The following is a 21,340-nucleotide window of genomic DNA, read 5'->3' on the forward strand; positions in this document are numbered from 1 at the left end:
AAAAATGCTCCTTTATTTGGCACTTTCTGCCGAATGAGCCGTCAACTGGGAGAGCCGCAGGCCGATCTCTTCCATCCACTTCTTATCGGACAGATCCGCCGCCGTGCGGTATACATCCAGCAGCAGATCAATCCGGCTCTGCATAGCCTTGCGGATAGCCTCCTCCAGCTCCGGCAAGCCGCCGGCAAACAAGCCCGCAGCAAAGGTATCCTTCAGCACACTGGCCCACTCATTACGGTCCGCAAAGGACAGATGCAGCTTGCCCGCTGGGCGCTCTCCAAGCTCCCGGATCAGCAGGCCCAGGTCACGCTTAATAACCGGCAAGGGCTCATAACGGGCGCATTGCCCGCAGGTATATACAGGGACATTCGTAATTTTGATCTTCGCACTATAAATCAGCGTATGCATATGTATGGTCATGATCCCGCCGCAGCCACAAGACTTCTTCATTAATTGTTCCTTATACATCTCCCACACCTCAGAATGATCTTTTAAAAACGCATAGTTTTGGCTTTTCTCTTTCTAGTATTCGACCTCATCCCCCTGAATCCCTGCAAGTTTGCATATCATGTTTTAATTGGCAATAGTCGTAGGAATTTCCATATCGAAAAGTGACTTCAACTGTCTCTTTTGATAGAATGACATAGATATCAATGAGTTGAACCGAAGGGAGCTGTACAGAATGAGACTGTCTGGTAAAAAAGTCATTGCGCTGGTGGACGATGAATTTGAAGATCTTGAGCTGTGGTATCCCGTATACCGCGTGCGTGAGGAAGGGGCCGAGGTACATCTGGCCGGCCTTGAGAAGGGCAAGACGTATGTCGGTAAATATGGCGTACCTGCCACCGCTGAATACAGCTGGGACGAGCTGAAGGCTGCCGATTATGACGGCATCCTTGTTCCCGGAGGCTGGGCACCCGACAAAATCCGCCGCTACAGCGCAGTGCTGCAGCTGGTGCAGGATTTCAATACTGCGAAGAAGCCGATTGGCCAGATCTGCCATGCCGGCTGGGTCTTAATCTCCGCCAAAATTCTCGAAGGCGTAACGGTCACCTCCACGCCGGGCATCCGTGACGATATGGAGAACGCCGGAGCCATCTGGAAGGACGAGCCGCTCGTCCGGGACGGCCATATCATCTCCGCCCGCCGCCCGCCGGACCTGCCGCCTTACGGCAAAGCGTTCTGCGATGCGCTGGCCGGGGAATAACAGGCAGCAGATATCTGATATAGACAATAAGCCCTGCCCTGTCGTCTGACAGGGTTCAGGGCTTATTGCCGCTTTTAAAGGAGATTAGCGGATAGGGACAGACAGCTTCTCTTTGATCAGGGCAGGATACGCCTCAATGGTGAACGTCAGCGGCTGCGGGTATTTATTGCTGCCCAGACCACGGTAGTACATGGTTGGGATTGACTTCGCATTCTCCCACTCAGTGCGCTGCGGAATATCGAACTCAAACTTGTCTGCTGAATGGACTGTACCTGCTCCATCGGTGAATGTTTGCCCCAGCATTAAGGTATTGTAAATACTGTTACTCTGTGCCTGAGAATCATATTCCAGCACCAGCGTGGAGCCCCTCTCCGTGTTGTGAATGAACATTTGCAAATTCTGATCTGGAGCCTTAATAATTTGTTGCTTGTCGGTATCGATAATTAATTGGGTTGCCTGCTTATCCAGCGCCAGAATTCCATTGATTTGCAGCTGGAGCGATTGTGCCGAGCTCCTGTCGTTGGCAAATATCAGTCTGCCCCCACTGTCCGTAAAGCTGGCGGCGCGTAAAGCCAGATACGTATAATCACCACTGCCGCCCGCTAAGAGACCCGGTTTATACATAGAGAAGATCTGTTTGGAGTTCAGCGGGTCGGAGGTATAATCCAGATAAATGCCGGAGGCGGCCAGATAGACCTGATTAATTTTAATTTTCTGACCTTCTATTTCCAGTGTTTTGTCTACATGTATGGTTTCTCCTGCCTTAGCAATCTCCTCCCGGTCTAGCGGAAGAGCTACAGACAATTTAGCAAGAGAGCTATCTGCTGAAGCTGGCATGAACTGTTTGTACTTACCAAGCTCCAATTCCAGTGTAAATTGATCCGGAAGAGCGCCTCCGTCACTCTCCCACTGCCTTACTTCATAACCATAGGTTGTACGATTTGGGGAAATTGAGTTCTCAGGCCCCAGGGATGTATGCAAAGGATTTGAAACAGCTGATGTTAACTGAATATGTGCTACTTTGGCCTTCTCATCAGTCTTATTCTGCAAGGAATACAAAATGATAATCCCCTTCTGATCTGCAGCAATTCCGTCTACAGTCAGGACAAATCCATTCTGCTCCGCAGTAACACCCGTGACGCGCTGTACAAGGCCATCCTCGATTGCCGAAGATACAGCGTTTGTGGTCATCGCAGCTGGAATGTACTTTTCAAAGGGTCCATAGCTCTGATATATTGCTGCCTGATCGGGAGCTGCCCCTTGGGTCTTAAACACCTCACCCGCCCGGGGAAAGGAGAATAACAGCACAAGCCCAAGTACTGCCGCCGCTGTAGCCAGAGCATAACGCTTCCTTAATGACATAGAGCTTCTGCGTGAACGCGTTATGCCTTTACGGATTGCCGTATTCAGCTTCATCTCTGCAACCTCATCTGCTTCTGCCGACAGACTGTGGTAGTACTCCTTCAGCAGCTCTTCTTCTGTCTTGACCATGCTATAGTCCCCCTTTGATTCTCATTTTGTCACGTAACTGCTTAAGTCCCTTGTTCAGCCAGGTCTTGACCGTTCCTTCCGGCTTGCCCAGCACCCCGGCAATTTCTGTCAGCGTCATATCCCGGTAGTACTTCAGCACAAGCACCTGACGGTATTTCGGCTTCACTGCTTCCAGGGCCTGCTCCATATCCAGCTTACGGTCACTGGTCATCTCCTGCAGTCCAGCACTTGCCTGTTCTCGAACGGGAGTAGCCAGCCTCTTCCTCCGCTTCAGTTCGTCCTTGCAGCAGTTGATCAGAATCCGGGTCAGCCAGGGTGCGAACCGGTCCTCATCCTTCAGGCTCCTGCGCTTCACCCAGGCCCGGTATGTAGTTTCCTGAACCATCTCGAGTGCCTCCGCCTCGCTGCGCAAGTAGCTGTACGCAATACTGTAGAGTATTTTCTTCTGCTCCAGTACCCGGTTGATAAACAACTGCTCCTGTTCATTCAAGTGGCGCACCTGCTCGCCTTCCCACGTATGCTCCATCCAGGCTTAGTCTCCCCTTTCTTTTTTTGACTTCTGTATATACTGACTGTCCCGCAGCCCAAACGGTTTTACTTTTTTTGCAGGGCAGGCCTGTTCCCTCAGATCTCAAAACAAAAAGTCCGGTGTGTGGCCCCCTTGACCCTCACCCGGACTTAATTTAGATATTCTTACTGCTTGTCCTTGAAAACCCGATAACGTTCAGCCGTTACCCGGCTATGATGTCTTCTCTTTGGAATCACCGCCGGCGCCCAGCGGGAATCCGCTCCGTCCGATAAAAGCAGTAAGCTGCTCCTCTGTCTCGGAGCTGGTGCGGTTGCGGAAGCAGACCTTCGCAATCTCCCTGGCTTCAGAAGCCAGTGTGTTCAGTGTGCGGTGCTTCACCTTCAGCAAGGCTTGCGGTGACATGCTCAGCACATTGATCCCCAGCTCCAGCCAGAGCGGCAGTGAGCGCTCGTCTGCGGCCATCTCGCCGCATACACTGACATCGATACCTACGCTGCGTGCCGCATCCACCGTCATGCGGATCATACGCAGCACTCCCGGATGGTACGGATGATACATATGGGCAATCTGCTCGTTCATCCGGTCCACAGCCAGTACATACTGCACCAGATCATTCGTGCCGATACTGAAGAAGTCCACTTCCTCCGCCAGCAGGTCGGCAATCATCACTGCGGCCGGAACCTCGATCATTATACCTACCTTCATGTGGCGGTTATACGGTACCCCCCGGCTGTCGAGCTCGCTCTTCACCTCGTTCAGCACCGCTTTGGCCGCCTGCACCTCTTCGACAGAAGAGATCATCGGGAACATCATCCGGACATTGCCGTAATGACTGGCCCGCAGAATGGCTGTAATCTGGGTTTTGAACATGTCCTTGCGGTCCAGGCTGATCCGGATGGCCCGGTAGCCGAGGAACGGGTTCTGCTCCTCCGGCAGCTGGAAGTAATCCAGATGCTTGTCTCCCCCGATATCAAGCGTACGGATGACTACGGTCTCCTTGCCGACTTTTTCCGCAACCAGCTTATAGACTTCGAACTGTTCATCCTCTGTCGGAAATGTACTACGGTCCATGTACAGAAACTCTGTACGGAACAGTCCCACTCCCTCGGCCCCGTATTTCAGTGCCATGTTGAGCTCCTTCACGGAACTGATATTGCCGGCCAGCCGCAGAGACACACCGTCCTTCGTCACCGCTTCGACGGTTGCCAGCAGCTCCAATTGCTCCCGCTTCCGCTGCTGCTTCGCACGTCTGGTGTTGAAGTCCAGCAGTGTGGATTCATCTGGATGAATCATGACCGCCCCGGTCTCCCCATCGAGCACCAGCATGTCCCCTGTCTGGATAGGAGTCAGGATCTTGTTCTCCAGGCCTGCCACCAGCGGAATGCCGAGCGCACGGGCCATGATGGAGGAATGCGAGGTTTTGCCGCCCATCATCGTCACGATACCCAGCACATATGCCGGATTCAAATGCGCCAGCTGTGAGGGGGACAGCTCCTTCGCCACCAGAATGTACGGCTGGGTATCCGACGGCAGAGTAACCTCCGGCGCACCCAGGAGATGCTTCAGCAGGCGGTTGCCGACATCCTTGATATCCACCGCACGTTCTTTCATATATTCATCGTCGAGCAAATCGAACATCGCCACGAAGTGGTCGATCGCTTCCTTGACCGCCACCTCGGCTGCCTTGTATTGGCGCTCGATAATGCCGCGGATTTCGCTCATGAACACCGGATCATCCAGGATCGCCAGATGGGCATCGAAAATGCTCGATTCCTCCGGTCCGACGACCTCGCGGAATTCTTTTTTGATAAACTCGATTTCGTCCTTGGAGGTCCGAATGCCTTCGTACAACCGTTCGAACTCCTTAGCCAGATCCACCGGATTCACCTGAGTGTCCGGCAGACTCCATTCCCAGTTCGGCAAGACAAAGGCCTTCCCAATGGCAACACCTGCTGCGGCGCCTACGCCTTGTATCATGCTTCGATCCCTCCAACATTGCTTTCATGTAGTACCACGGACATGACGGAAGACTGCCCCTTTTTCACGTTTTTGAATGGCGCGTAGCTCCAGGATTTGACCCGGTCCGGGTTGGTAATCACCATCGGTGTCGCCAGCGAAGCGGCATGCTCCTTCAAGAAGGCCAGATCAAACTTGACCAGCAGCTGCCCCGGCTCCACGCTGTCCCCTTCCTGTACAAGCGCCTCAAACGGCCCTTTAAGCTGCGAAGTGTCGATCCCGATATGCATGAGCACCTCAAGCCCTTCGGGCGTAGCTATGCCCACTGCGTGCATCGTAGGGTATACGTGCATTACCTTGCCGAATACGGGCGAGACCAGCTCTCCTTTTTCCGGGACAAAGGCCACTCCATCCCCCACCAGCTTCGCGGCAAAAATATGATCCGGCACCTCTTCAATCGGCATCATCCGCCCCTGGATCGGCGCACTGAACAGCACCTGCGGCAGATCGCGCAGCATCAGCTTGTCGATCTCTTCGCGGATCAGCTCCGAATACGTCCCGAAGACGACCTGCACATTGCCGCCGCCCAGCTTGATAATGCCTGCGGAGCCCAGCCCCTTAAGTGCCCCTGTATCTATGAAGCGGTCATTATGCACCGTTAATCTCAGCCGGGTGATGCAGGCCTGCACCTGCACAATGTTCTCCTTGCCGCCCAGCGCCTCCAGAATCAGCGGGGCCTGATACGGGATATTGCCCGCCCAGTCGCCCAGCTCAGAGCCTTCCTCACGGCCCGGCGTAGGAATCTGGAACCGACGGATCGCCCAGCGGAACACGTTATAATAGACAATGCCATAGCCGATCCCGATGGGAATCAGCAGCCAGGCCCGCTGGGACAGATGCATGTTGAGGAAGAAGTCGATGGTCCCCGCCGAATAGGAGAAGCCGTGATGAATCCCGAGCGAGTAGGTCAGCACCATCGCAAGCCCGGACATGACCACATGCAGCGCGAACAAATACGGTGACGCGAACAGGAAGGCAAATTCAATCTGCTCCGACACACCGGTCAGAAAGCACACCAAGGCTGCACGCAAAAAAGTCTTCTTGATCTTGGGCTTGAGGTCCTCGCGCGCTTCCTGAATGATTGCAAAAGCAATTGCGGGCAGGGCGAACATCATAATCGGGAACAGTCCGGCCATGAACACACCCGCTGTAGGGTCACCGGCAAAAAAACGCGGCAAATCCCCCTGTACGACTGCACTGCCGTCAGGCGTCGTAAAGGAGCCCAATTGGAACCAGAACACATTATTCAGAATATGGTGCAGGCCAAAGGCCGTCAGCACCCTGTATAACACCCCGTAGACGAACACTCCATAGCCGCCGGTCAGCTGCACTACCCTGAACAGCTCATTAAGCAGCTCCTGCAGGAGCGGGGACACTCCGAGCATGACCCAGGCGAACAGCGCCGAGAATAAGCCCATGAACAGCAAAACAAAACGCGACCCGCCAAAAAACTGGATCGCCTCCGGCAGCTTGATATTCTTAAACCGGTTATGCGCTACACCGGCTACAATCCCCAGGATAATCCCAATTAATGTTGCAGGCTGTACAGCCCCGTCTCCCATGTTGGACACAATCCGGTCATAAGTGAACATCCCTGCGAGTGCGGCCAGTCCGGCCGGTCCGGCCTGATTGGATAACCCCCACGCCACACCGACAGCAAACAAATAAGGCATGAAATAGAATATTCCTTGCCCCGCGTACGTCGTCACTTCGGATACCGAAGAAAGTCCCCATGCAGACCACGGTAAGCTGCCCAGACTCAGCAGAATCGCTGCCGCCGGAAGCACCATGGTAGGAAGCATAATGGCTCTGCCCAACTGCTGCAAAGATCCGAGCCAATTCAAGGCGACCCTCTCCTTTCTTTCTATATTGAATGGTAAGCGTTACAGCAGTTTTTGTCAAAAGAATCTGACGTGTGATCGGGAGGGCCTGCGACTCCTGCGACTCCTGCGACTCCTGCGACTCCTGCGACTCCTGCGACTCCTGCGACTCCTGCGACTCCTGCGACTCCTGCGACTCCTGCGACTCCTGCGACTCCTGCGACTCCTGCGACTCCTGCGACTCCTGCGACTGGATAAGTGTAGTTTGTACAACTATATTTGGCAATACATCCTTACACTTCACTCTAACTGCATTCTGTACAACTATTTTCGCCCAATTTAACTCTAATCGTACTAATGCGTATTTTTAATTGTACGAAGTGCAGTTAAACTTAATAAACACTTTATCAAGCACATTTTAGTTGTACGAACTACACTTATGCCGATTATCGCAAAGATTACATATGTTACATCCAGCGCTCCTCCTTCACCATATTTGATCTAGCCGCATGGAATTCACCTCGTAGTACCGTACCCGTTCTTTTGAAGACACTGGTTTAATGAAGCCTTTATCACTCAACACAACCAGCAGCTTGTGCGCCGTCCGGTAATTAACATGCAGATAATCTGTGACATCCTTAGGCCGAAGCGGCCTGGAAATCCGCCATGCCAGCCTTAATACATCCATTTCCGCCGACAGTAGCTCCCCACCACTCCTGCTCCGCGCCAAATAAGGTGCCAGCGCCAGCTGCAGCAGCATCCGGCAGACTTCAGGACGCTGCTGGATATCATCGAACGAGAAGTGCAGCATTTTCCAGCCCATCCCTGTCAGGAAGGTATCCCGGTTAAGCGCATAGTTGAACTTCTCCCGGTCCATATCCTTAATATGGCTCTGATAACCGTCACATTCGATTCCGAAGCGTGTTCCATTTTGTGGCATAAAGGCAAAATCCAGAAACTGCGACTTCCGGTTCCAGTCATACACCTCATATTCCGGGTGCAGATGCTCCAGTGACTCGAATAGCGGCCACCATACATTCTGCAGAAATAACTTCTCCGCAAAGTTATGTCCGCGCAGCAGCCTCCCCCGGCGTTCACCCGTTCTTACATTCGTATGTGCCTCTATAAAGATGCTGTGCGCCACCTCAAATTCCATATCTCCTTCCCCCTCCCTGAAAATAAAAAAAACGCCCTTTCCCCATTTAAAATGGAGTAAAGGACGTTCTTCGTCTTGTTCAAATTATAGCCATAATATTTGTTGAAATCCAGTGTGGCAAAAACACTTCTGCTTCCGGCCTGGACTTCCAGTCCACCAGGAATATACTCCCGATGCAGCCGTCCTGTCTTACCCCCGGCTCCGGCCCTTCATCGTGATCGCTTCCTCCACCTTGATGCAGCGGTCCATGATCGCGATCATGTCATGGGCAGCGGCGATGTCCGCCGCCTCCTGACTAATGATACCCTGCTGCAGCCAGAGCACGCGTGCGCCGATATCAGCAGCCTCCTGCGCCACAGCCGCGCAGTATTCACTGCGGCGGAACACATTCACAATATCCACCGGCTCAGGAATCTCCGCCAGCGTATGGTAGCATTTCTCGCCCAGGATCTCACCATCTACCGACGGATTCACCGGAATAATCCGGTAGCCCCGACTCTGCATAGCACCTGCAACCATATATGAGGTGCGATCTGTTTTGTCGGATAGGCCAACTACGGCAATATTGCCTGCCGCAGCCAGAATCTCGCCGATCTCTTCCCTGCTCGGGTTCTCAAAGCTCATGTGTATTACCCCTTCCGTCTGATTTCGTCCATGCCTCCGCTGCATTACTGCCGCTTAAGTCACAGTTTTATCATTTTCAGCAACAACTACATCATACAGCGCTGCGCCAGAAGTTCCAAATTCTCATCAGCTTACGTCCCCAGTTAATTCATCTCTGGCTCAATGAGTCCTCTGGGTCCTCTGGGTCCCTCACGCTGCATAGCCATACCATATGAACGGAATCCGGTCCCCAGTAATCCTGCACTGCTGCATAGGGCGTTCCGAACTTCTGCAGCCACTTGGTTTGCGCCCGTCTATAGCCGCTATCCAGGCAGAACTCGGTAATTCCCTGTTGTCTGAGAAATATCATCAGTTCCGCAATCAGGGCCGAAGCAATCCCTTGCCCCTGATAATCCGGCAGAACATATAGACTGCCCAGCTCACCTACAGCATCAAGCTTGTTTCCTGTACAGACCCGGATATCCGGCCCGCAAGGTGCATAAGAGATGGTGCCGGCGACCTTCCCGTCCATTTTGGCCACCCAGAAATACGTATCTGCATTCTGCGGACTCAGGGAAGCGTTAACCATCCGTATCTTGGACTCGATCTCCTGCTGAATGTCACTGTCCAAGTGACCCAGTCCCTCACCTTCAAAAGCAGCCGTAATCGAAAGCCTGTAAAGATTCGTTACGGAGATAACATCGTCCCGGGTAAGCGAAACTATGCTTAAGTGGCCTGTCCTCGTCACTTCACCCATTCCACATCCGCACCCAGCAAGCGCAGATGATCGAAATACTCCGGATAGGACTTCGCCACATGATGGGCATCCTTGATGAGCAGTGGCTGGCGGGCCCGCAGACCAACTACAGTAAGCGCCATAATCACACGGTGGTCATAGTGGGCATTAATCGTTACGCCGCCTTCCACGCCTTCCGGTGTGCCATGCACAATGATCTCGTCCCGGCGTTCCTCGACCTTCGCACCGGCCCGGGTCAGCTCTGCCAGATAGTCCGTGATGCGGTCGCATTCCTTGTAACGCAGATTCTCCACATTATAGAAGCGTGAGGTCCCTTCGGCAAAAACCGCCGCGGCCACCATAGCCAGGACCGCATCAGTTGCCGCATCGCCGTCGAACTCCACCGCCTTCAGGATACCGTTCCCCTGCACATGCACTGTTCCGTTCTCATGGGTGAGCGGCACCTCCATCATCCGCAGCACATCAACAATGGCCCGCTCCCCCTGCTTGCTTCTCTCAGCCAGCCGGTGAATGGTCACATCCGACTTCGTCACCGCTGCGGCCGCAAGCACTGCGGCTGATCCCGGATAATCGCCTTGCACCGTATAGGTCTTGGCAGCATAGCTCTGGCGTCCTGGCACCTTGAAGGACATATAATCGTCCGCCGCATGTACGATAATCCCTGCCTGCTCCAGCACCTCCAGCGTCTGCCCGATGACCACCTTGGATTTCAGATCATCCAGCACGATGATTTCACTGTCTTCTTCAAGCAGCGGGGTCAGGAATAAAAGTGCGCTGAGATACTGCGAGCTGACGGCGCCGGAGACGGTAATCCGTCCGCCCTGCGGCTTGCCGCCGCGGATCGTAATCGGCAGTCTTCCGTTATTATGCTCTACTTCCACGCCGAGCTGGCCAAGTGCCAGAATCAGGTCGTCATGCGGCCGCTTGCCCAGAGAATCAGGATACGTATTCACGAAGGTAACCTCCGGGCTAAGCGCGGCCACCGCCATCAGGAACCGGAGGACTGCGCCGGCATTCCCGACATTCAGCTCCTTGACGTCACGGGGATGGCGGCCGAACCCCTGCACTACGATTTTCTCATCATCTTCGGTCAGGACTGCGCCTAGATCGGCGATACATCTGCGGATCGCGTCGCTGTCCTCGCTGTGGGCAGGATGGAAGATCGTGCTGACTCCTTCAGAGAGAGCGGCTACCAGCAGGTAGCGCGTGGTGTAGTTTTTGGAGGACAGGGCTCCGAATTCTCCTTGCAGCGTCGGCGTAGGCCTAACAATAACGTCCATAGTATAAGCGCTCCTTCATCATATATAGTCTGTATGTACGGTCCTGTTTGACAGGGTAATCCGCAGTTGTGTTATCATTGCGTGAAGAAAGTCCATTCCCATTCAGGCAGAAAAGAGGGTACTATCATGAATGAAATTCCGCAAATTACACCGCAGGAGCTGCGTAAACGGCTCGCTGACGGCGAAGAGCTTGTACTGATCGACGTCCGTGAAGAGGATGAGGTTGCCTTCGGCATGATTCCCGGTGCGCAGCATATCCCGATGGGCCAGATTCCGCAGCATACGGAGAAGCTTCCGTCAGATACGGAGATCATCTTCATTTGCCGTTCCGGCAACCGCAGCCAGCGGGTCTGTGAATATCTGCAGCAATTTGGCATTCAGGGCTCGAACCTGAGCGGCGGTATGATCGAATGGGATGATACCGAAGCGTAATTGAACATCATCCTGATGCTAAGCGCCAACACACATAAAAGCTCAAGCGCGGTAACGCAGTAAAATGTATTGCGAGACCTCAGCCACATTCAGCTCCGTTGTATCGACCGTGCAATGCGCGAAACGGTAAGCTTCCCTGCGCTGTTCCATAATGGAACGGACCCGGTTTGCCGCATTGCCGGCGAGCAGCGGCCGGTTCTCATCCCCGCTGACCCGTTCAATAATGGTATCCTCCGAGGCTGTAAGGGCCACTACGAATCCATGCTCCAGCATGGCTTCGGCATTCCCCGGCGCAAGCACCGCCCCTCCGCCTGTAGAGATTACTCTGCGCTCTCCCTGCAGCATTTCCTGAAGTACCGCTGATTCAATGCTCCGGAATGCCTGCTCACCGCCTTCTGCGAAGATATCCGCAATACTGCGGCCTTCTCTCCCGGTAATCACTGCATCCAGATCAACCAGTTCATAATCAAGCTCCTCGGCCAGAATGGCGCCTACTGTGGATTTCCCCGTAGCCATCATCCCGACGAGAATGATATTTCGATCGTCCATAACAACCTCCAAGCCGCGACATTTGTCATATCATAACACAGGGTGAAAAGTTTGCACAATGCCCGGCAGCCTTCATTTTCAGGCGGACTGTGCCTGCTGTAGCTGTGCCTCGTAGATGCAAAAAACCCGAAAGCTCTCCGCATGAAGCGGAGAGCATCTCGGGTTCCTAAGCAATAAGCTGAACGCTGCCTGTTACTCTGCCAGCCAGTTGTGGTGGAACACGCCTTCTTTGTCCACACGCTTGAAGGTGTGAGCGCCGAAGTAATCGCGCTGGGCTTGCAGCAGGTTCGCCGGAAGACGTTCTGTACGGTAGCTGTCGTAGTATGCAAGGGCGCTTGAGAAACCCGGAACCGGAATACCCAGAGTTACAGCCGAAGCGATAACCTTGCGCCATGCCGACTGGTAGTTGTCCATAACATCCTTGAAGAACGGATCAAGCAGGAGGTTTTTCAGTTCTGCATTATTCTCATATGCATCCGTAATGTTCTGCAGGAACCGGGAACGGATGATGCAGCCGCCGCGCCAGATCTTGGCCAGCTCGCCGTATTTCAGATTCCAGCCGTATTCGTCAGAAGCCACACGCAGCTGGGCGAAGCCCTGGGCGTACGATACGATCTTGCTGGCGAACAACGCTTTACGCACGTTCTCGATGAATTCAGCCTTGTCACCGTCGAATGGAGCCGTAGCAGGGCCGCTCAGCACCTTGCTGGCTTCAACGCGTTCTTCCTTCATAGCAGACAGGAAGCGGGAGAAGACGGATTCGGTAATCATGGACAGCGGCACGCCGAGATCCAGCGAGCTTTGGCTTGTCCACTTGCCGGTACCCTTTTGTCCGGCAGCATCAAGGATAACGTCCACCATCGGCTTGCCGGTCTCTTCGTCATACTGGGCGAAGATATCCTTCGTAATCTCGATTAGATAGCTGTCCAGCTCGCCATTGTTCCATTCTGCGAAGGTGCTGTGCAGCTCCTTGGCATCCAGACCCAGGACGTCCTTCAGCAGGTGGTAGGCTTCGCCAATCAGCTGCATGTCACCGTACTCGATGCCGTTATGCACCATTTTGACATAGTGTCCTGCACCGTCCGGCCCGATATATGTACAGCAAGGCTCTCCGCCCACGTGGGCTGAAATCGCCGTAAGGATAGGTTCAACCAGCTTATACGCGCTTTCTTGACCGCCTGGCATAATGGAAGGGCCCTTGAGTGCGCCTTCTTCACCGCCGGACACGCCGGTGCCGACGAAGCGGAAGCCTTTGTCTTCAAGATATTTGCTGCGGCGTACCGTGTCAGGGAAATAAGCGTTACCGCCATCGATGATGATATCGCCTTGATCCAAGTACGGCAGAAGCTGCTCAATGGTAGCATCCGTAGCCTTGCCAGCCTGAACCATAATCAGAATCTTGCGCGGTACTTCCAGTGATTGTACGAACTCTTCAACGGAGAACGTGCCCACCAGGTTCTTGCCTGCTGCTTCTGCGACCAGATCCTGTGTCTTCTCCGGGGAACGGTTAAACACGGATACGCTGAAGCCTTTGCTCTCGATGTTAAGAGCCAAATTTTTGCCCATTACCGCCAAGCCAATAACGCCGATTTGTTGTTTTGACATCTGGTTCTCCACCCTTTGCACCCTGTATTTTTGTGAAATCCATTTCTCGCAGTATAAGAATACCACCCTTTGTCAGAGACAGCAAAGTTCTGCCTGCGAAAGAGAGATCAATTTCATTGACAAACTCGATCCATCAGGGAAATTGCTCACAATGACTATTTTAACGGTTTTGTCCGCAGAAGTGAACCCCCTCCTCCAGAAAGGCACAATAAAAGGACACCCCGCTATGGGATGCCCTTAATCGCAATTATTCACTCTGCGTACTACCACTCCAGCGCTGCCAGCTCCCTGGTCAATTGCTCAAGCCTCGCTGTGCTGGCCGCCACCGATTCGGTATCGCGCTCACGCATAGCTTCATTCAGCAAGTCGAGCTGTTCATCCACGGCAAGCCTGCGGTCACGGATCCGCTCTTCGCCCTCTATAGAGTAGAACAGCTTCGTCAGCTCCTGATCCGACAGCAGCGGCCCCTTCTGGTACAGCACACGCTGCTGATAACCGGAAATCTCCACCAGGCGGATGACTTCACCGAATAAAATATTCTCTATAATGATCTGACGGTCGCGGAAGCGCTTGACAACGGCATGACCTCTCATATCCCCAATCAGCTTCTCCATCCATTCTGACAGGCGCGCATCACGGATCATGTAGTCTCCCACCAGCTTGAAGCCGTCCTTAATCCGCTGGAAGCGCAGCTTCACAAGCTTGCGGCCGGTGCGCACCGAAATAAGAAAAACACTCTCGTTCTCACTCCAGTACAGGGAATAACCTTCCTTGATCAGGTCCTTGATTAGATCCTGGATATGCTCTCTGTCGAACCGCAGCTCCAGATTGCAGTACTCCACTTCATCGTTTTTGTTCACGGCACTCCCCCCTAACGGCTTGATTTAAGCAATAGTCAGCTTCATGGCCTAACCTAAGAGTAGAACAGACTGCCGGACCTCCGCTTGCACCTTGATTCTTTGTGTGGCTTACACTTATTTTATACTTCATATTATGTAGCGGTAACTTGGTTTATTGACTATTTTTACCCGTTTTTGGCCTTTTCCAAACGCTGGAACCCGTTTTAGGAGAGTTGGACCAGCCCTTTTATACGCAAAACAGCAATAAAGCCGCATTCCGCCTCCTTTTCAGGCAGTCTACGGCTTATTGCATTTCCACACCGGCCTACTCCCCCTGTGCCCGCTCTACTCAGTGCGCCCTGCCGTGCTTCAGCTTCGTCCGGTGGACGATCAGCAGATGCAGGCCGAATAACACAACCATTACTCCAGCGCTGGCCAGAAAAGGGGCACCGTGGCTGACCGTATCCCACAGCTTGCCTGACACCACCGGACCGGCAACCATCCCTGAGCCCTGAAGCGTCAGGAAGAGTCCCCAGACGGTCCCGCGCTCGCCCTCCGGCACCTGCTTGGCCAGGAAGGCGTTCCACGCCGGGAGAATCAGCGCATAGCTGATCCCGACCAGAGCTACCGCCACGAAGGCCAGCGGCAGCCAGCGGACCTGTGAGAAGAAGGCCATGGAGCAGGCTGCCAGCAGGAAGCCGATATTGAGGAAGATGGAGGTGCCGACCTTATCGACCAGCTTTCCGGCGGGTATAAGGGTTAGCACGGTAATCCCACCCCCGGCAATCAGCAGCAGGCTGAACTGGTTGGGGGTGACATGCAGCTCCGAACGTGCGAACAAGGTGACCACCGGGGTCATAAGCCCGATCGCAAAAGCCTGCAGGAACAATGCCGGGAACAGCAGGCGGCTTACCTTCAGGGAGGAGGTGACCTGCTGCCAGGTCCGCTTCAGACTCTCCAGGGGCCTTACCGGCTTACGCGTCACCGGTGGCCCCTCCGCCGATATCTCTCGGACAACGCGCGGCGCATGACCGCCGATCTTCGAGGGCAGGAACAACGCCACGGCTACTACAGCAGCAGCGAAGCCCATCAGCACCAGGAAGACCGTCCGGTAGCCCTGTCCGCCATGATCCATCATGAAGTTGACGATAATCGGACCGACGCCGGTTCCGGCCAGTGAGGCCATCTCCACTGCCCCCATGGCTGCGCCGCTGCTGCCGCTCCGGGTAGAGCCTGCCAGCTCGGTGATGCCTGTCATCGTACAAGGCCACAGCGGCGAGGTGCCGATCCCCAGAATCAGACAGGCGAGGGACAAGCTTACGGCATCTTTGGCATAGATAATCAGCCCGACTGCCACCAAGAGCAGCAGCAGCGCTCCTGTCATCGTCCAGCGGTAGCCGATCCGCTCCATGACCCAGCCGAACGGGCTGCGGAACAGGTTATCCCCGAGATACTGCAGCGCGAAGGCGAACCCGACCACCGTTACGGAGAGGCCCAGAATATTCTCCATATAGACCGGCAGCAGAGCTACCAGCAGCGATCCTTTGACGAATTCGACCAGGAAAATAATGATCCACATTTTTAATATGAACGGTGAGGCTAAACTGATATGCATACGTTCCGCTGCTTTGCCAGACATTTCATCACATCCTAGTATTATGTTGATTGATTTGTTATACTGATGCTTGCTCAAGTAGAAATAGGTATTCTGTCCCTCCGGGGACGCCTTTTGCTTCAGCGAAATCAAAAAACCACTCTTCGCGAAAGGTTGTGACAGCATTAAATGAATCAACAAGCTACTCCCCTCTTCACTGCTCTCAAAAAGCATGCCGCCGGAAATCCAGTTCAATTCCATATTCCGGGACATAAGAAGGGGCTAGGGACCGATGCCGAATTCCGTGAGTTTATCGGCGATAACGCTCTATCCATAGATTTGATCAATATTGCACCGCTTGATGATCTTCATCAGCCCACCGGGGTTATTCTTGAAGCTCAGAAGCTGGCTGCTGAGGCTTTCGGCGCCGATTACACGTATTTCAGTGTACAAGGCACGAGCAATGCCATCATGACTATGATCCTCTCTGTCTGCTCAGAAGGAGACAAAATTATTGTGCCGCGCAATATTCACAAATCGGTAATGTCGGCCATTATTTTCTCCGGAGCCAAGCCTATTTTCGTCTCTCCTGTACAGGATGAGAATCTTGGGATAGACCACGGCATAACCACCAGCTCGCTGGAACGGGCTTTAAGGCGCCATCCGGATGCCAAGGGTGTCCTCGTTATCAATCCGACGTATTTCGGCGTATGCGCTGACCTCCGTTCGATTGTCGACCTGGCCCACAGTTACGGGGTTCCCGTACTTGTGGACGAGGCACATGGAGTACTGATTCATTTTCATGAGGACTTACCGGTATCGGCCATGCAGGCCGGTGCAGATATGGCAGCAACCAGTGTGCATAAGCTGGGCGGCTCCATGACGCAGAGCTCGGTACTGAACCTCAATGCCAAGACGGGTCTTGTCAACCCACAGCGGGTACAGACCATTCTCAGCATGCTGACCACCACTTCAACCTCATATATTCTGCTTGCCTCTCTGGATACCTCCAGACGCAACCTTGCCCTGAACGGCCATGAGATGGCGGCGAGAACCATCGCCTTGTCCAATTATGCCCGCAATTCGATCAACGAGATCGAGGGGCTGTACAGCTTCGGCAAAGAAATTCTCGGAACAGAAGCCACCTTCAATCATGATCCGACGAAGCTGAACATTCATGTAAGGCATCTGGGTATTACCGGTTACGAGACCGAGAACTGGCTCCGGCAGAAGTACAACATCGAAGTTGAACTCAGCGACATGTATAATATTCTTTGCCTGATTACCCCTGGAGATACTAAGGAATCTGTAGATAAGCTGCTTGCGGCGCTGCAGGTGCTCTCAGCGATCCATTACAGCAAGGGTGAGATCTATGAGCTTAAGGTACAGGTGCCGAATATTCCGCAGCTGGCCCTAATCCCGAGAGATGCCTTCTATGCGGATACGCAGCTGATTCCCTTCCGGGAGTCTGCCGGCTACATTATTGCAGAATTCATCTACGTCTATCCGCCGGGAATTCCTATTCTTCTCCCTGGAGAAGTTATTACCCAGGATAATATCGACTATATCATTGACCATGTAGAAATCGGATTGCCTGTCAAAGGACCCGAGGACCGCAGCATTACCAATATAAAAGTCATTGTCGAAGCGGAGCCGATCTCCTAAGGCTTGTCCTATAGCAGTGCGACATACAAAACCCCGATACGTATAGAGTATCGGGGTTTTGCATGAATGCCTGAAATCTATTCTTGCTGGGCAAGCAGCTCGTTATAAGCTTCTTCAACAGCTTTCCATTCAGCTTCATCTTCAATGTTGTACAGAACCATTTCCTCGTCTTCTTCTTCCATACGAAGGATGATTCCGTCTGCTTCCGGATTCTCGCGCTCAAGCAGCAGGGCGTACAACTTCTCGCCTACGTCGAACGTTTCCACCAGTACCATTTCTACATCTTCGCCCTGCTCGTTCGTCAAGGTCAGCACAAACTCCTCGTGCTCATGGTCGTGATCATGTCCGCAACCGCATGCTTCACCATGTTCATGGCCATGCTCATGTTTGTGATCGCTCATTGTAATACCTCACTTTAATTGAATTATCCTACATTTGGTATCGTAACACGTAAGATAAGGACAGGTCAATTTGCAGGAGGGACTTAATTTTTGGATGAAGCCGTAACTACCTTCTCGGACACAAGAACGTAATCTCCGTTCTTCGACGCCTTCATGAAGAAGCCTACGCTATATTTGCCCGGTTCCTTGAAATCATAGGTAAACTCCGGTGTGGAGAACCAGAAATCCTCATTCTTGGAGCCAACGGCATCCTCGAGAATATCCTTCACATTCCCGGCAGGATCGGTGATTGCCACCTTCACGGCAGCGATGCTGTCCTTCAGGCTGTCCACCTGCGTCAGAATCTTCATCTTCAGCTTGCCTGTGTTGACATTGCCGAATACCGTGTCGCCTTTGAACAGGACGATATGAACATTCGGCTTGAGGATCGTCACTCTGCCCGAGCCGTCCCAGTTGACGACACCCCCGGCCTCCCTGGCGGGAATATAGGTCTTGCCGTCAATCAAATAGCCGCCATCGGCTATTTCCTTTCCATTGCTCCATACTTTGATCTTCTGGTTCACAGCGTCCGCGAACAAATAGGAGCTTCCCATCATGAAAAACACAACCGTGCACAGAGCAATTTTTCTCCATCTCATTGTAAAGCCCCTCCAAATAATTCATGCTGTTAATGTATACTGCTAAGACTTCGACAAGTTGCGCAGAATTCAGGGATTTATTTCTTTTTGCAGAAGAAAAGAAAAACAAGCCCTTCAGCAACCGGTTTCGGCATGTACAGCAGACCCTAAACGAAGTATTTTCAGAGAAGCCGGAGTCCCCCTTAACACATAGAAACGGCCGGACTTCAGCGCCTGTAAGACGCCTGTCCGGCCGTTCCCCCTGTTATCTATGCCCGGCTAAAATTGCGGAAGCTGATCCAGATTGTTCGTAGGATCTCCATCTGCATCGCCGCGGATATACATTTCGCCGTCTTTGCCCTTAAATACATTGACCCCTGCGATGCTGCCGGACTGAACCTCCTGAAGTGCCTGCTGATAATCCAGCACGCGTCCGGAGGAGGTCTGGAACCCGGTCAGGTCCCCGTCACCGTTACGTTTGGCGGCAATAAATCGTTCCCGTTCTTGATTCATCACTTAGGATCGTCTCCTTCGCACTAGAATTAGCCAGCTACCCTGGCCGATTCTAGCTTGTCCATCGCAGCGAAAGAGTATGTACCCGGCAGATTACAGGGCTTTACTCATTCTTACATGCAGAATCCCTGCATCATAGAAGGGCTCCTTAGAGATTACTTCATAGCCGAGCTTGCTGTAAAATGGTTCTGCTTGACACTGGGCATCCAGAATGGAAGCCTGCAGACCCAGCTCACGTGCCCGCTCTTCCATAGCCAGCAGCAGGATACGTCCGCATCCCTTAGCGCGGAAGGCCTCCTGAACGGCAATCCGCTGCATCTTGGCAGTGTCCGCTTTATAATAGATCAGCCGGCCGGTTGCAGCCGGCTGCCCGCCCTCCATGAGCAGGAAATGATGCACATGCTCACTGATGGCATCATATTCATCGATCTCCTCTTCTACCGGCACCTTCTGTTCTTCCACAAACACCTTCTTGCGGATCTCCAGCGCCATTTGAAGCTGCTCCTCTGTAGTAACATGTACGATTTCCACTGCCATCTCCCTGGCTCCTCTCTATAGCTCCAATCAATATGGAGCATTATACAGAATTATTAATATCCTGTATAGAGCCTGAGAGCTTCAGGGCAAGGCCCGTGGACAGGGAACCTCCGACCACCTTATTTACGGAGACTCATAGACCTCCTCGGGAATCGAGCGGTCATACACATCCCGCAGAACCGGCGAGGTCAGGCTATCCCGTGAATTCAGACTTCCGTCCAATCCGGTCATGTTGTGAACATCCGTATATTCAGGAATTTCCTTGCCTGCCGTACATCCGGCGATTCCCAGAAGGAGACATGCTCCAATCCATAAGAGACATCCTCTTGCCAACCGCATTGTTGTTAACCTCCTCATCCTTCTCGGCTCTCTACAGCTTTGACGAATCGGGAGGTTCATAAACGAAGATTTACAGATTTACGTTGCCAACTACATGGACAAGATACATCATCCCCCCAAGAACTCCGGCAAGGACAAAATACGCGGCCCCATATCTCCAGCGGGTAGCAGCCGGTACATCATAGTACTTGTCATTGTCATATACCGTGAAGCTGATCTCACAGGTCATCTTCATCTGCAGGCTGGCATCCACATACAGCTGATCGAGCTGCACGACTTTGACTTTTCCGATCAGCGACTGCACCGGCATAGTTGTCGTTCCATAGTAATCCAGGTTATCCCATCGTACACCAACAAACTGCTGGCGGTTCAAATCACTGTAGGTGGTGAACGGCAGCTCCCGCTTATGCTCGGGGCCGGGGATCAGATATCCTTGCTCCTGCAGATCCCCGATGGGGATCAGGAAGCTTTTGAGCACAGTATGCATCTGATTCTTCGTCCGCCGGCTGATGTACTTCTTATACATATCATAAGCGAACATTACCCAGATTACGCCGAACAGGATGGATTTCAGATAAATAATTACAGCCAGGCCGCCAACGAGCCCTACCAGCCATAACCAGCGTGTTACCGCCGTGGCAATTCGCCCCCCATCCAGCGGATGGATCGGCAGCAGGTTAATCAAGTTAAGCAAGAACCCGACGTATGCCAGCGAGTATAACAAAGGACTATGATAGTAATAAGCCGCTCCGAATACTACAACCGCACCAATACTCCCGAGTATAGGGCCGCCAAAAGCTACATAAGCTTCCTGTCTGGCATCCAGCGGCTGCCGCTTCATCGTAATCAGGGCGCCCATAAAAGGAATGAACAGCGGCGCGCTCACCGGCAGCCCAATCCGCTTGGCAGCGATCACATGGCCGATCTCATGAACGAACATTAAGGCAACGAAGCCCACCGCGAATTGCCATGGCGAGATCAGGGCATAAGCCCAGATGGATACCATCATGGAGATCAGCGGACCTGCGATTTTCCCCAGCTTAAGCAGAGAGATAATAGCCTTTCCCTTAAGGAGTAGCAGTACTGCCCCGCTGCCCAGCCACCCCCATGCCCCCGAGCTTTTTTTCTCCTGTTTGTTTTCCTGCAATAGTCTCAATCTCCTTTTGATCACTATGTCGCTTGTCTTCCAGGCCACGGATCAGGCACTCCTCTGCTTCCCGTTAGCCCTTACTCTCTACTGTCGCACAGGAGTGCGGTGGATTGCAAATAGACTTACGTGTTGACAAATCTCCCGGCCTGCATATATGATATCCAGTAATTAGGATAACCACAATAGCTGCGAAGAGAAAGAGTACCCTGGCAATTCTTCCACAGAGAGCTCCGGATGGTG

General features: G+C 53.0%; 22 protein-coding genes and 1 other annotated feature (1 of these 23 running past the window's edge). Of the genes, 3 read left to right on the forward strand and 19 right to left on the reverse strand.

Annotation, left to right across the window (positions count from 1 at the left end):
• Positions 1-12: 12 nt before the first annotated feature.
• The gene (locus tag NSS64_RS15295) at positions 13-450 is read right to left on the reverse strand and encodes a hypothetical protein (protein WP_076074887.1); all 438 of its coding nucleotides are present in this window, start codon (positions 448-450) and stop codon (positions 13-15) included.
• Positions 451-682: 232 nt separating this feature from the next.
• Here NSS64_RS15295 and NSS64_RS15300 point away from each other — a divergent pair, with 232 nt between their 5' ends.
• A complete protein-coding gene (locus NSS64_RS15300) occupies positions 683-1,207 on the forward strand; it encodes a type 1 glutamine amidotransferase domain-containing protein (protein WP_340941364.1) in 525 nt (174 codons plus the stop codon).
• A gap of 84 nt (positions 1,208-1,291) precedes the next feature.
• Here NSS64_RS15300 and NSS64_RS15305 read toward each other — a convergent pair whose 3' ends face one another.
• The 8 genes from NSS64_RS15305 to aroA form a co-directional block, all read right to left on the reverse strand.
• Positions 1,292-2,623 carry a DUF4179 domain-containing protein gene (locus tag NSS64_RS15305; protein ID WP_341140654.1) on the reverse strand — a complete coding sequence of 444 codons (1,332 nt, stop codon included), beginning with the start codon at positions 2,621-2,623 and terminating at the stop codon, positions 1,292-1,294.
• A gap of 76 nt (positions 2,624-2,699) precedes the next feature.
• Entirely contained in the window at positions 2,700-3,224 is a 525-nt protein-coding gene (locus tag NSS64_RS15310; protein ID WP_340941366.1) for a sigma-70 family RNA polymerase sigma factor, read from the reverse strand.
• Positions 3,225-3,437: 213 nt separating this feature from the next.
• Positions 3,438-5,204, reverse strand: coding sequence for a phosphoenolpyruvate--protein phosphotransferase (gene ptsP / locus NSS64_RS15315; protein WP_340941367.1), 1,767 nt, complete (start codon positions 5,202-5,204; stop codon positions 3,438-3,440).
• The gene (locus tag NSS64_RS15320; protein WP_341140655.1) at positions 5,201-7,087 is read right to left on the reverse strand and encodes a glucose PTS transporter subunit IIA; all 1,887 of its coding nucleotides are present in this window, start codon (positions 7,085-7,087) and stop codon (positions 5,201-5,203) included. The genes ptsP and NSS64_RS15320 overlap by 4 nt, the downstream gene beginning before the upstream one ends.
• Positions 7,088-7,550: 463 nt before the next feature.
• Positions 7,551-8,219 (reverse strand): hypothetical protein, encoded by a 669-nt coding sequence (locus NSS64_RS15325; RefSeq protein WP_341140656.1) that lies wholly within the window; start codon positions 8,217-8,219, stop codon positions 7,551-7,553.
• 189 nt (positions 8,220-8,408) lie between these two features.
• On the reverse strand, positions 8,409-8,843 hold the full coding sequence (locus tag NSS64_RS15330) for a CoA-binding protein (RefSeq protein ID WP_340941369.1): 435 nt from the start codon (positions 8,841-8,843) through the stop codon (positions 8,409-8,411).
• A gap of 148 nt (positions 8,844-8,991) precedes the next feature.
• A complete protein-coding gene (locus tag NSS64_RS15335) occupies positions 8,992-9,579 on the reverse strand; it encodes a GNAT family N-acetyltransferase (protein ID WP_341140657.1) in 588 nt (195 codons plus the stop codon).
• Positions 9,567-10,859, reverse strand: coding sequence for a 3-phosphoshikimate 1-carboxyvinyltransferase (gene aroA / locus NSS64_RS15340; protein ID WP_341140658.1), 1,293 nt, complete (start codon positions 10,857-10,859; stop codon positions 9,567-9,569). The genes NSS64_RS15335 and aroA overlap by 13 nt, the downstream gene beginning before the upstream one ends.
• 126 nt (positions 10,860-10,985) lie before the next feature.
• On the opposite strand from aroA, the gene NSS64_RS15345 reads away from it, so the two are divergent.
• Positions 10,986-11,291, forward strand: coding sequence for a rhodanese-like domain-containing protein (locus NSS64_RS15345; RefSeq protein ID WP_341140659.1), 306 nt, complete (start codon positions 10,986-10,988; stop codon positions 11,289-11,291).
• Between the two features lie 42 nt (positions 11,292-11,333).
• Here the strand turns inward: NSS64_RS15345 and NSS64_RS15350 are convergent, their stop codons facing one another.
• The 4 genes from NSS64_RS15350 to NSS64_RS15365 all read right to left on the reverse strand — a co-directional run bounded on the left by NSS64_RS15350 (position 11,334) and on the right by NSS64_RS15365 (position 15,923).
• Complete coding sequence (locus tag NSS64_RS15350) at positions 11,334-11,840, reverse strand: shikimate kinase (protein ID WP_341140660.1); 507 nt, start codon at positions 11,838-11,840, stop codon at positions 11,334-11,336.
• A 192-nt stretch (positions 11,841-12,032) separates the two neighbouring features.
• Complete coding sequence (gndA, locus tag NSS64_RS15355) at positions 12,033-13,445, reverse strand: NADP-dependent phosphogluconate dehydrogenase (protein ID WP_340941375.1); 1,413 nt, start codon at positions 13,443-13,445, stop codon at positions 12,033-12,035.
• A gap of 263 nt (positions 13,446-13,708) precedes the next feature.
• The gene (locus tag NSS64_RS15360; protein WP_341140661.1) at positions 13,709-14,305 is read right to left on the reverse strand and encodes a hypothetical protein; all 597 of its coding nucleotides are present in this window, start codon (positions 14,303-14,305) and stop codon (positions 13,709-13,711) included.
• 328 nt (positions 14,306-14,633) lie between these two features.
• Positions 14,634-15,923 carry an MFS transporter gene (locus NSS64_RS15365; protein ID WP_341140662.1) on the reverse strand — a complete coding sequence of 430 codons (1,290 nt, stop codon included), beginning with the start codon at positions 15,921-15,923 and terminating at the stop codon, positions 14,634-14,636.
• A gap of 144 nt (positions 15,924-16,067) precedes the next feature.
• On the opposite strand from NSS64_RS15365, the gene NSS64_RS15370 reads away from it, so the two are divergent.
• Positions 16,068-17,543, forward strand: a complete 1,476-nt coding sequence (locus NSS64_RS15370) for an aminotransferase class I/II-fold pyridoxal phosphate-dependent enzyme (protein ID WP_036729506.1) — start codon at positions 16,068-16,070, stop codon at positions 17,541-17,543.
• Between the two features lie 77 nt (positions 17,544-17,620).
• Here the strand turns inward: NSS64_RS15370 and NSS64_RS15375 are convergent, their stop codons facing one another.
• From NSS64_RS15375 to NSS64_RS15400, 6 genes are all read right to left on the reverse strand, one after another.
• A complete protein-coding gene (locus tag NSS64_RS15375; RefSeq protein WP_019911532.1) occupies positions 17,621-17,944 on the reverse strand; it encodes a DUF1292 domain-containing protein in 324 nt (107 codons plus the stop codon).
• Between the two features lie 83 nt (positions 17,945-18,027).
• Complete coding sequence (locus tag NSS64_RS15380; protein WP_340941378.1) at positions 18,028-18,582, reverse strand: copper amine oxidase; 555 nt, start codon at positions 18,580-18,582, stop codon at positions 18,028-18,030.
• Between the two features lie 258 nt (positions 18,583-18,840).
• Complete coding sequence (locus NSS64_RS15385) at positions 18,841-19,077, reverse strand: DUF3892 domain-containing protein (protein ID WP_036695032.1); 237 nt, start codon at positions 19,075-19,077, stop codon at positions 18,841-18,843.
• Between the two features lie 90 nt (positions 19,078-19,167).
• Complete coding sequence (locus NSS64_RS15390) at positions 19,168-19,611, reverse strand: GNAT family N-acetyltransferase (protein WP_076074267.1); 444 nt, start codon at positions 19,609-19,611, stop codon at positions 19,168-19,170.
• Positions 19,612-19,734: 123 nt separating this feature from the next.
• A complete protein-coding gene (locus NSS64_RS15395) occupies positions 19,735-19,950 on the reverse strand; it encodes a hypothetical protein (protein WP_340941380.1) in 216 nt (71 codons plus the stop codon).
• Between the two features lie 70 nt (positions 19,951-20,020).
• Complete coding sequence (locus NSS64_RS15400; RefSeq protein ID WP_341140663.1) at positions 20,021-21,097, reverse strand: site-2 protease family protein; 1,077 nt, start codon at positions 21,095-21,097, stop codon at positions 20,021-20,023.
• A gap of 182 nt (positions 21,098-21,279) precedes the next feature.
• Positions 21,280-21,340, forward strand: a binding site (T-box leader); it runs 211 nt beyond the window's last position.

Source organism: Paenibacillus sp. FSL H8-0122 (assembly GCF_038005345.1).
Classification (GTDB): Bacteria; Bacillota; Bacilli; order Paenibacillales; family Paenibacillaceae; genus Paenibacillus_AQ.

What these genes read in the sequence shown, in the direction of transcription:
- NSS64_RS15295 (WP_076074887.1), bottom strand. Translation starts at nt 450, where the DNA reads ATGAAGAAGTCTTGTGGCTGCGGCGGGATCATGACCATACATATGCAT.
- NSS64_RS15300 (WP_340941364.1), top strand. Translation starts at nt 683, where the DNA reads ATGAGACTGTCTGGTAAAAAAGTCATTGCGCTGGTGGACGATGAATTT.
- NSS64_RS15305 (WP_341140654.1), bottom strand. Translation starts at nt 2,623, where the DNA reads ATGAAGCTGAATACGGCAATCCGTAAAGGCATAACGCGTTCACGCAGA.
- NSS64_RS15310 (WP_340941366.1), bottom strand. Translation starts at nt 3,224, where the DNA reads ATGGAGCATACGTGGGAAGGCGAGCAGGTGCGCCACTTGAATGAACAG.
- ptsP (WP_340941367.1), bottom strand. Translation starts at nt 5,204, where the DNA reads ATGATACAAGGCGTAGGCGCCGCAGCAGGTGTTGCCATTGGGAAGGCC.
- NSS64_RS15325 (WP_341140656.1), bottom strand. Translation starts at nt 8,219, where the DNA reads ATGGAATTTGAGGTGGCGCACAGCATCTTTATAGAGGCACATACGAAT.
- NSS64_RS15330 (WP_340941369.1), bottom strand. Translation starts at nt 8,843, where the DNA reads ATGAGCTTTGAGAACCCGAGCAGGGAAGAGATCGGCGAGATTCTGGCT.
- NSS64_RS15335 (WP_341140657.1), bottom strand. Translation starts at nt 9,579, where the DNA reads ATGGGTGAAGTGACGAGGACAGGCCACTTAAGCATAGTTTCGCTTACC.
- aroA (WP_341140658.1), bottom strand. Translation starts at nt 10,859, where the DNA reads ATGGACGTTATTGTTAGGCCTACGCCGACGCTGCAAGGAGAATTCGGA.
- NSS64_RS15345 (WP_341140659.1), top strand. Translation starts at nt 10,986, where the DNA reads ATGAATGAAATTCCGCAAATTACACCGCAGGAGCTGCGTAAACGGCTC.
- NSS64_RS15350 (WP_341140660.1), bottom strand. Translation starts at nt 11,840, where the DNA reads ATGGACGATCGAAATATCATTCTCGTCGGGATGATGGCTACGGGGAAA.
- gndA (WP_340941375.1), bottom strand. Translation starts at nt 13,445, where the DNA reads ATGTCAAAACAACAAATCGGCGTTATTGGCTTGGCGGTAATGGGCAAA.
- NSS64_RS15365 (WP_341140662.1), bottom strand. Translation starts at nt 15,923, where the DNA reads ATGTCTGGCAAAGCAGCGGAACGTATGCATATCAGTTTAGCCTCACCG.
- NSS64_RS15370 (WP_036729506.1), top strand. Translation starts at nt 16,068, where the DNA reads ATGAATCAACAAGCTACTCCCCTCTTCACTGCTCTCAAAAAGCATGCC.
- NSS64_RS15375 (WP_019911532.1), bottom strand. Translation starts at nt 17,944, where the DNA reads ATGAGCGATCACAAACATGAGCATGGCCATGAACATGGTGAAGCATGC.
- NSS64_RS15380 (WP_340941378.1), bottom strand. Translation starts at nt 18,582, where the DNA reads ATGAGATGGAGAAAAATTGCTCTGTGCACGGTTGTGTTTTTCATGATG.
- NSS64_RS15390 (WP_076074267.1), bottom strand. Translation starts at nt 19,611, where the DNA reads ATGGCAGTGGAAATCGTACATGTTACTACAGAGGAGCAGCTTCAAATG.
- NSS64_RS15395 (WP_340941380.1), bottom strand. Translation starts at nt 19,950, where the DNA reads ATGCGGTTGGCAAGAGGATGTCTCTTATGGATTGGAGCATGTCTCCTT.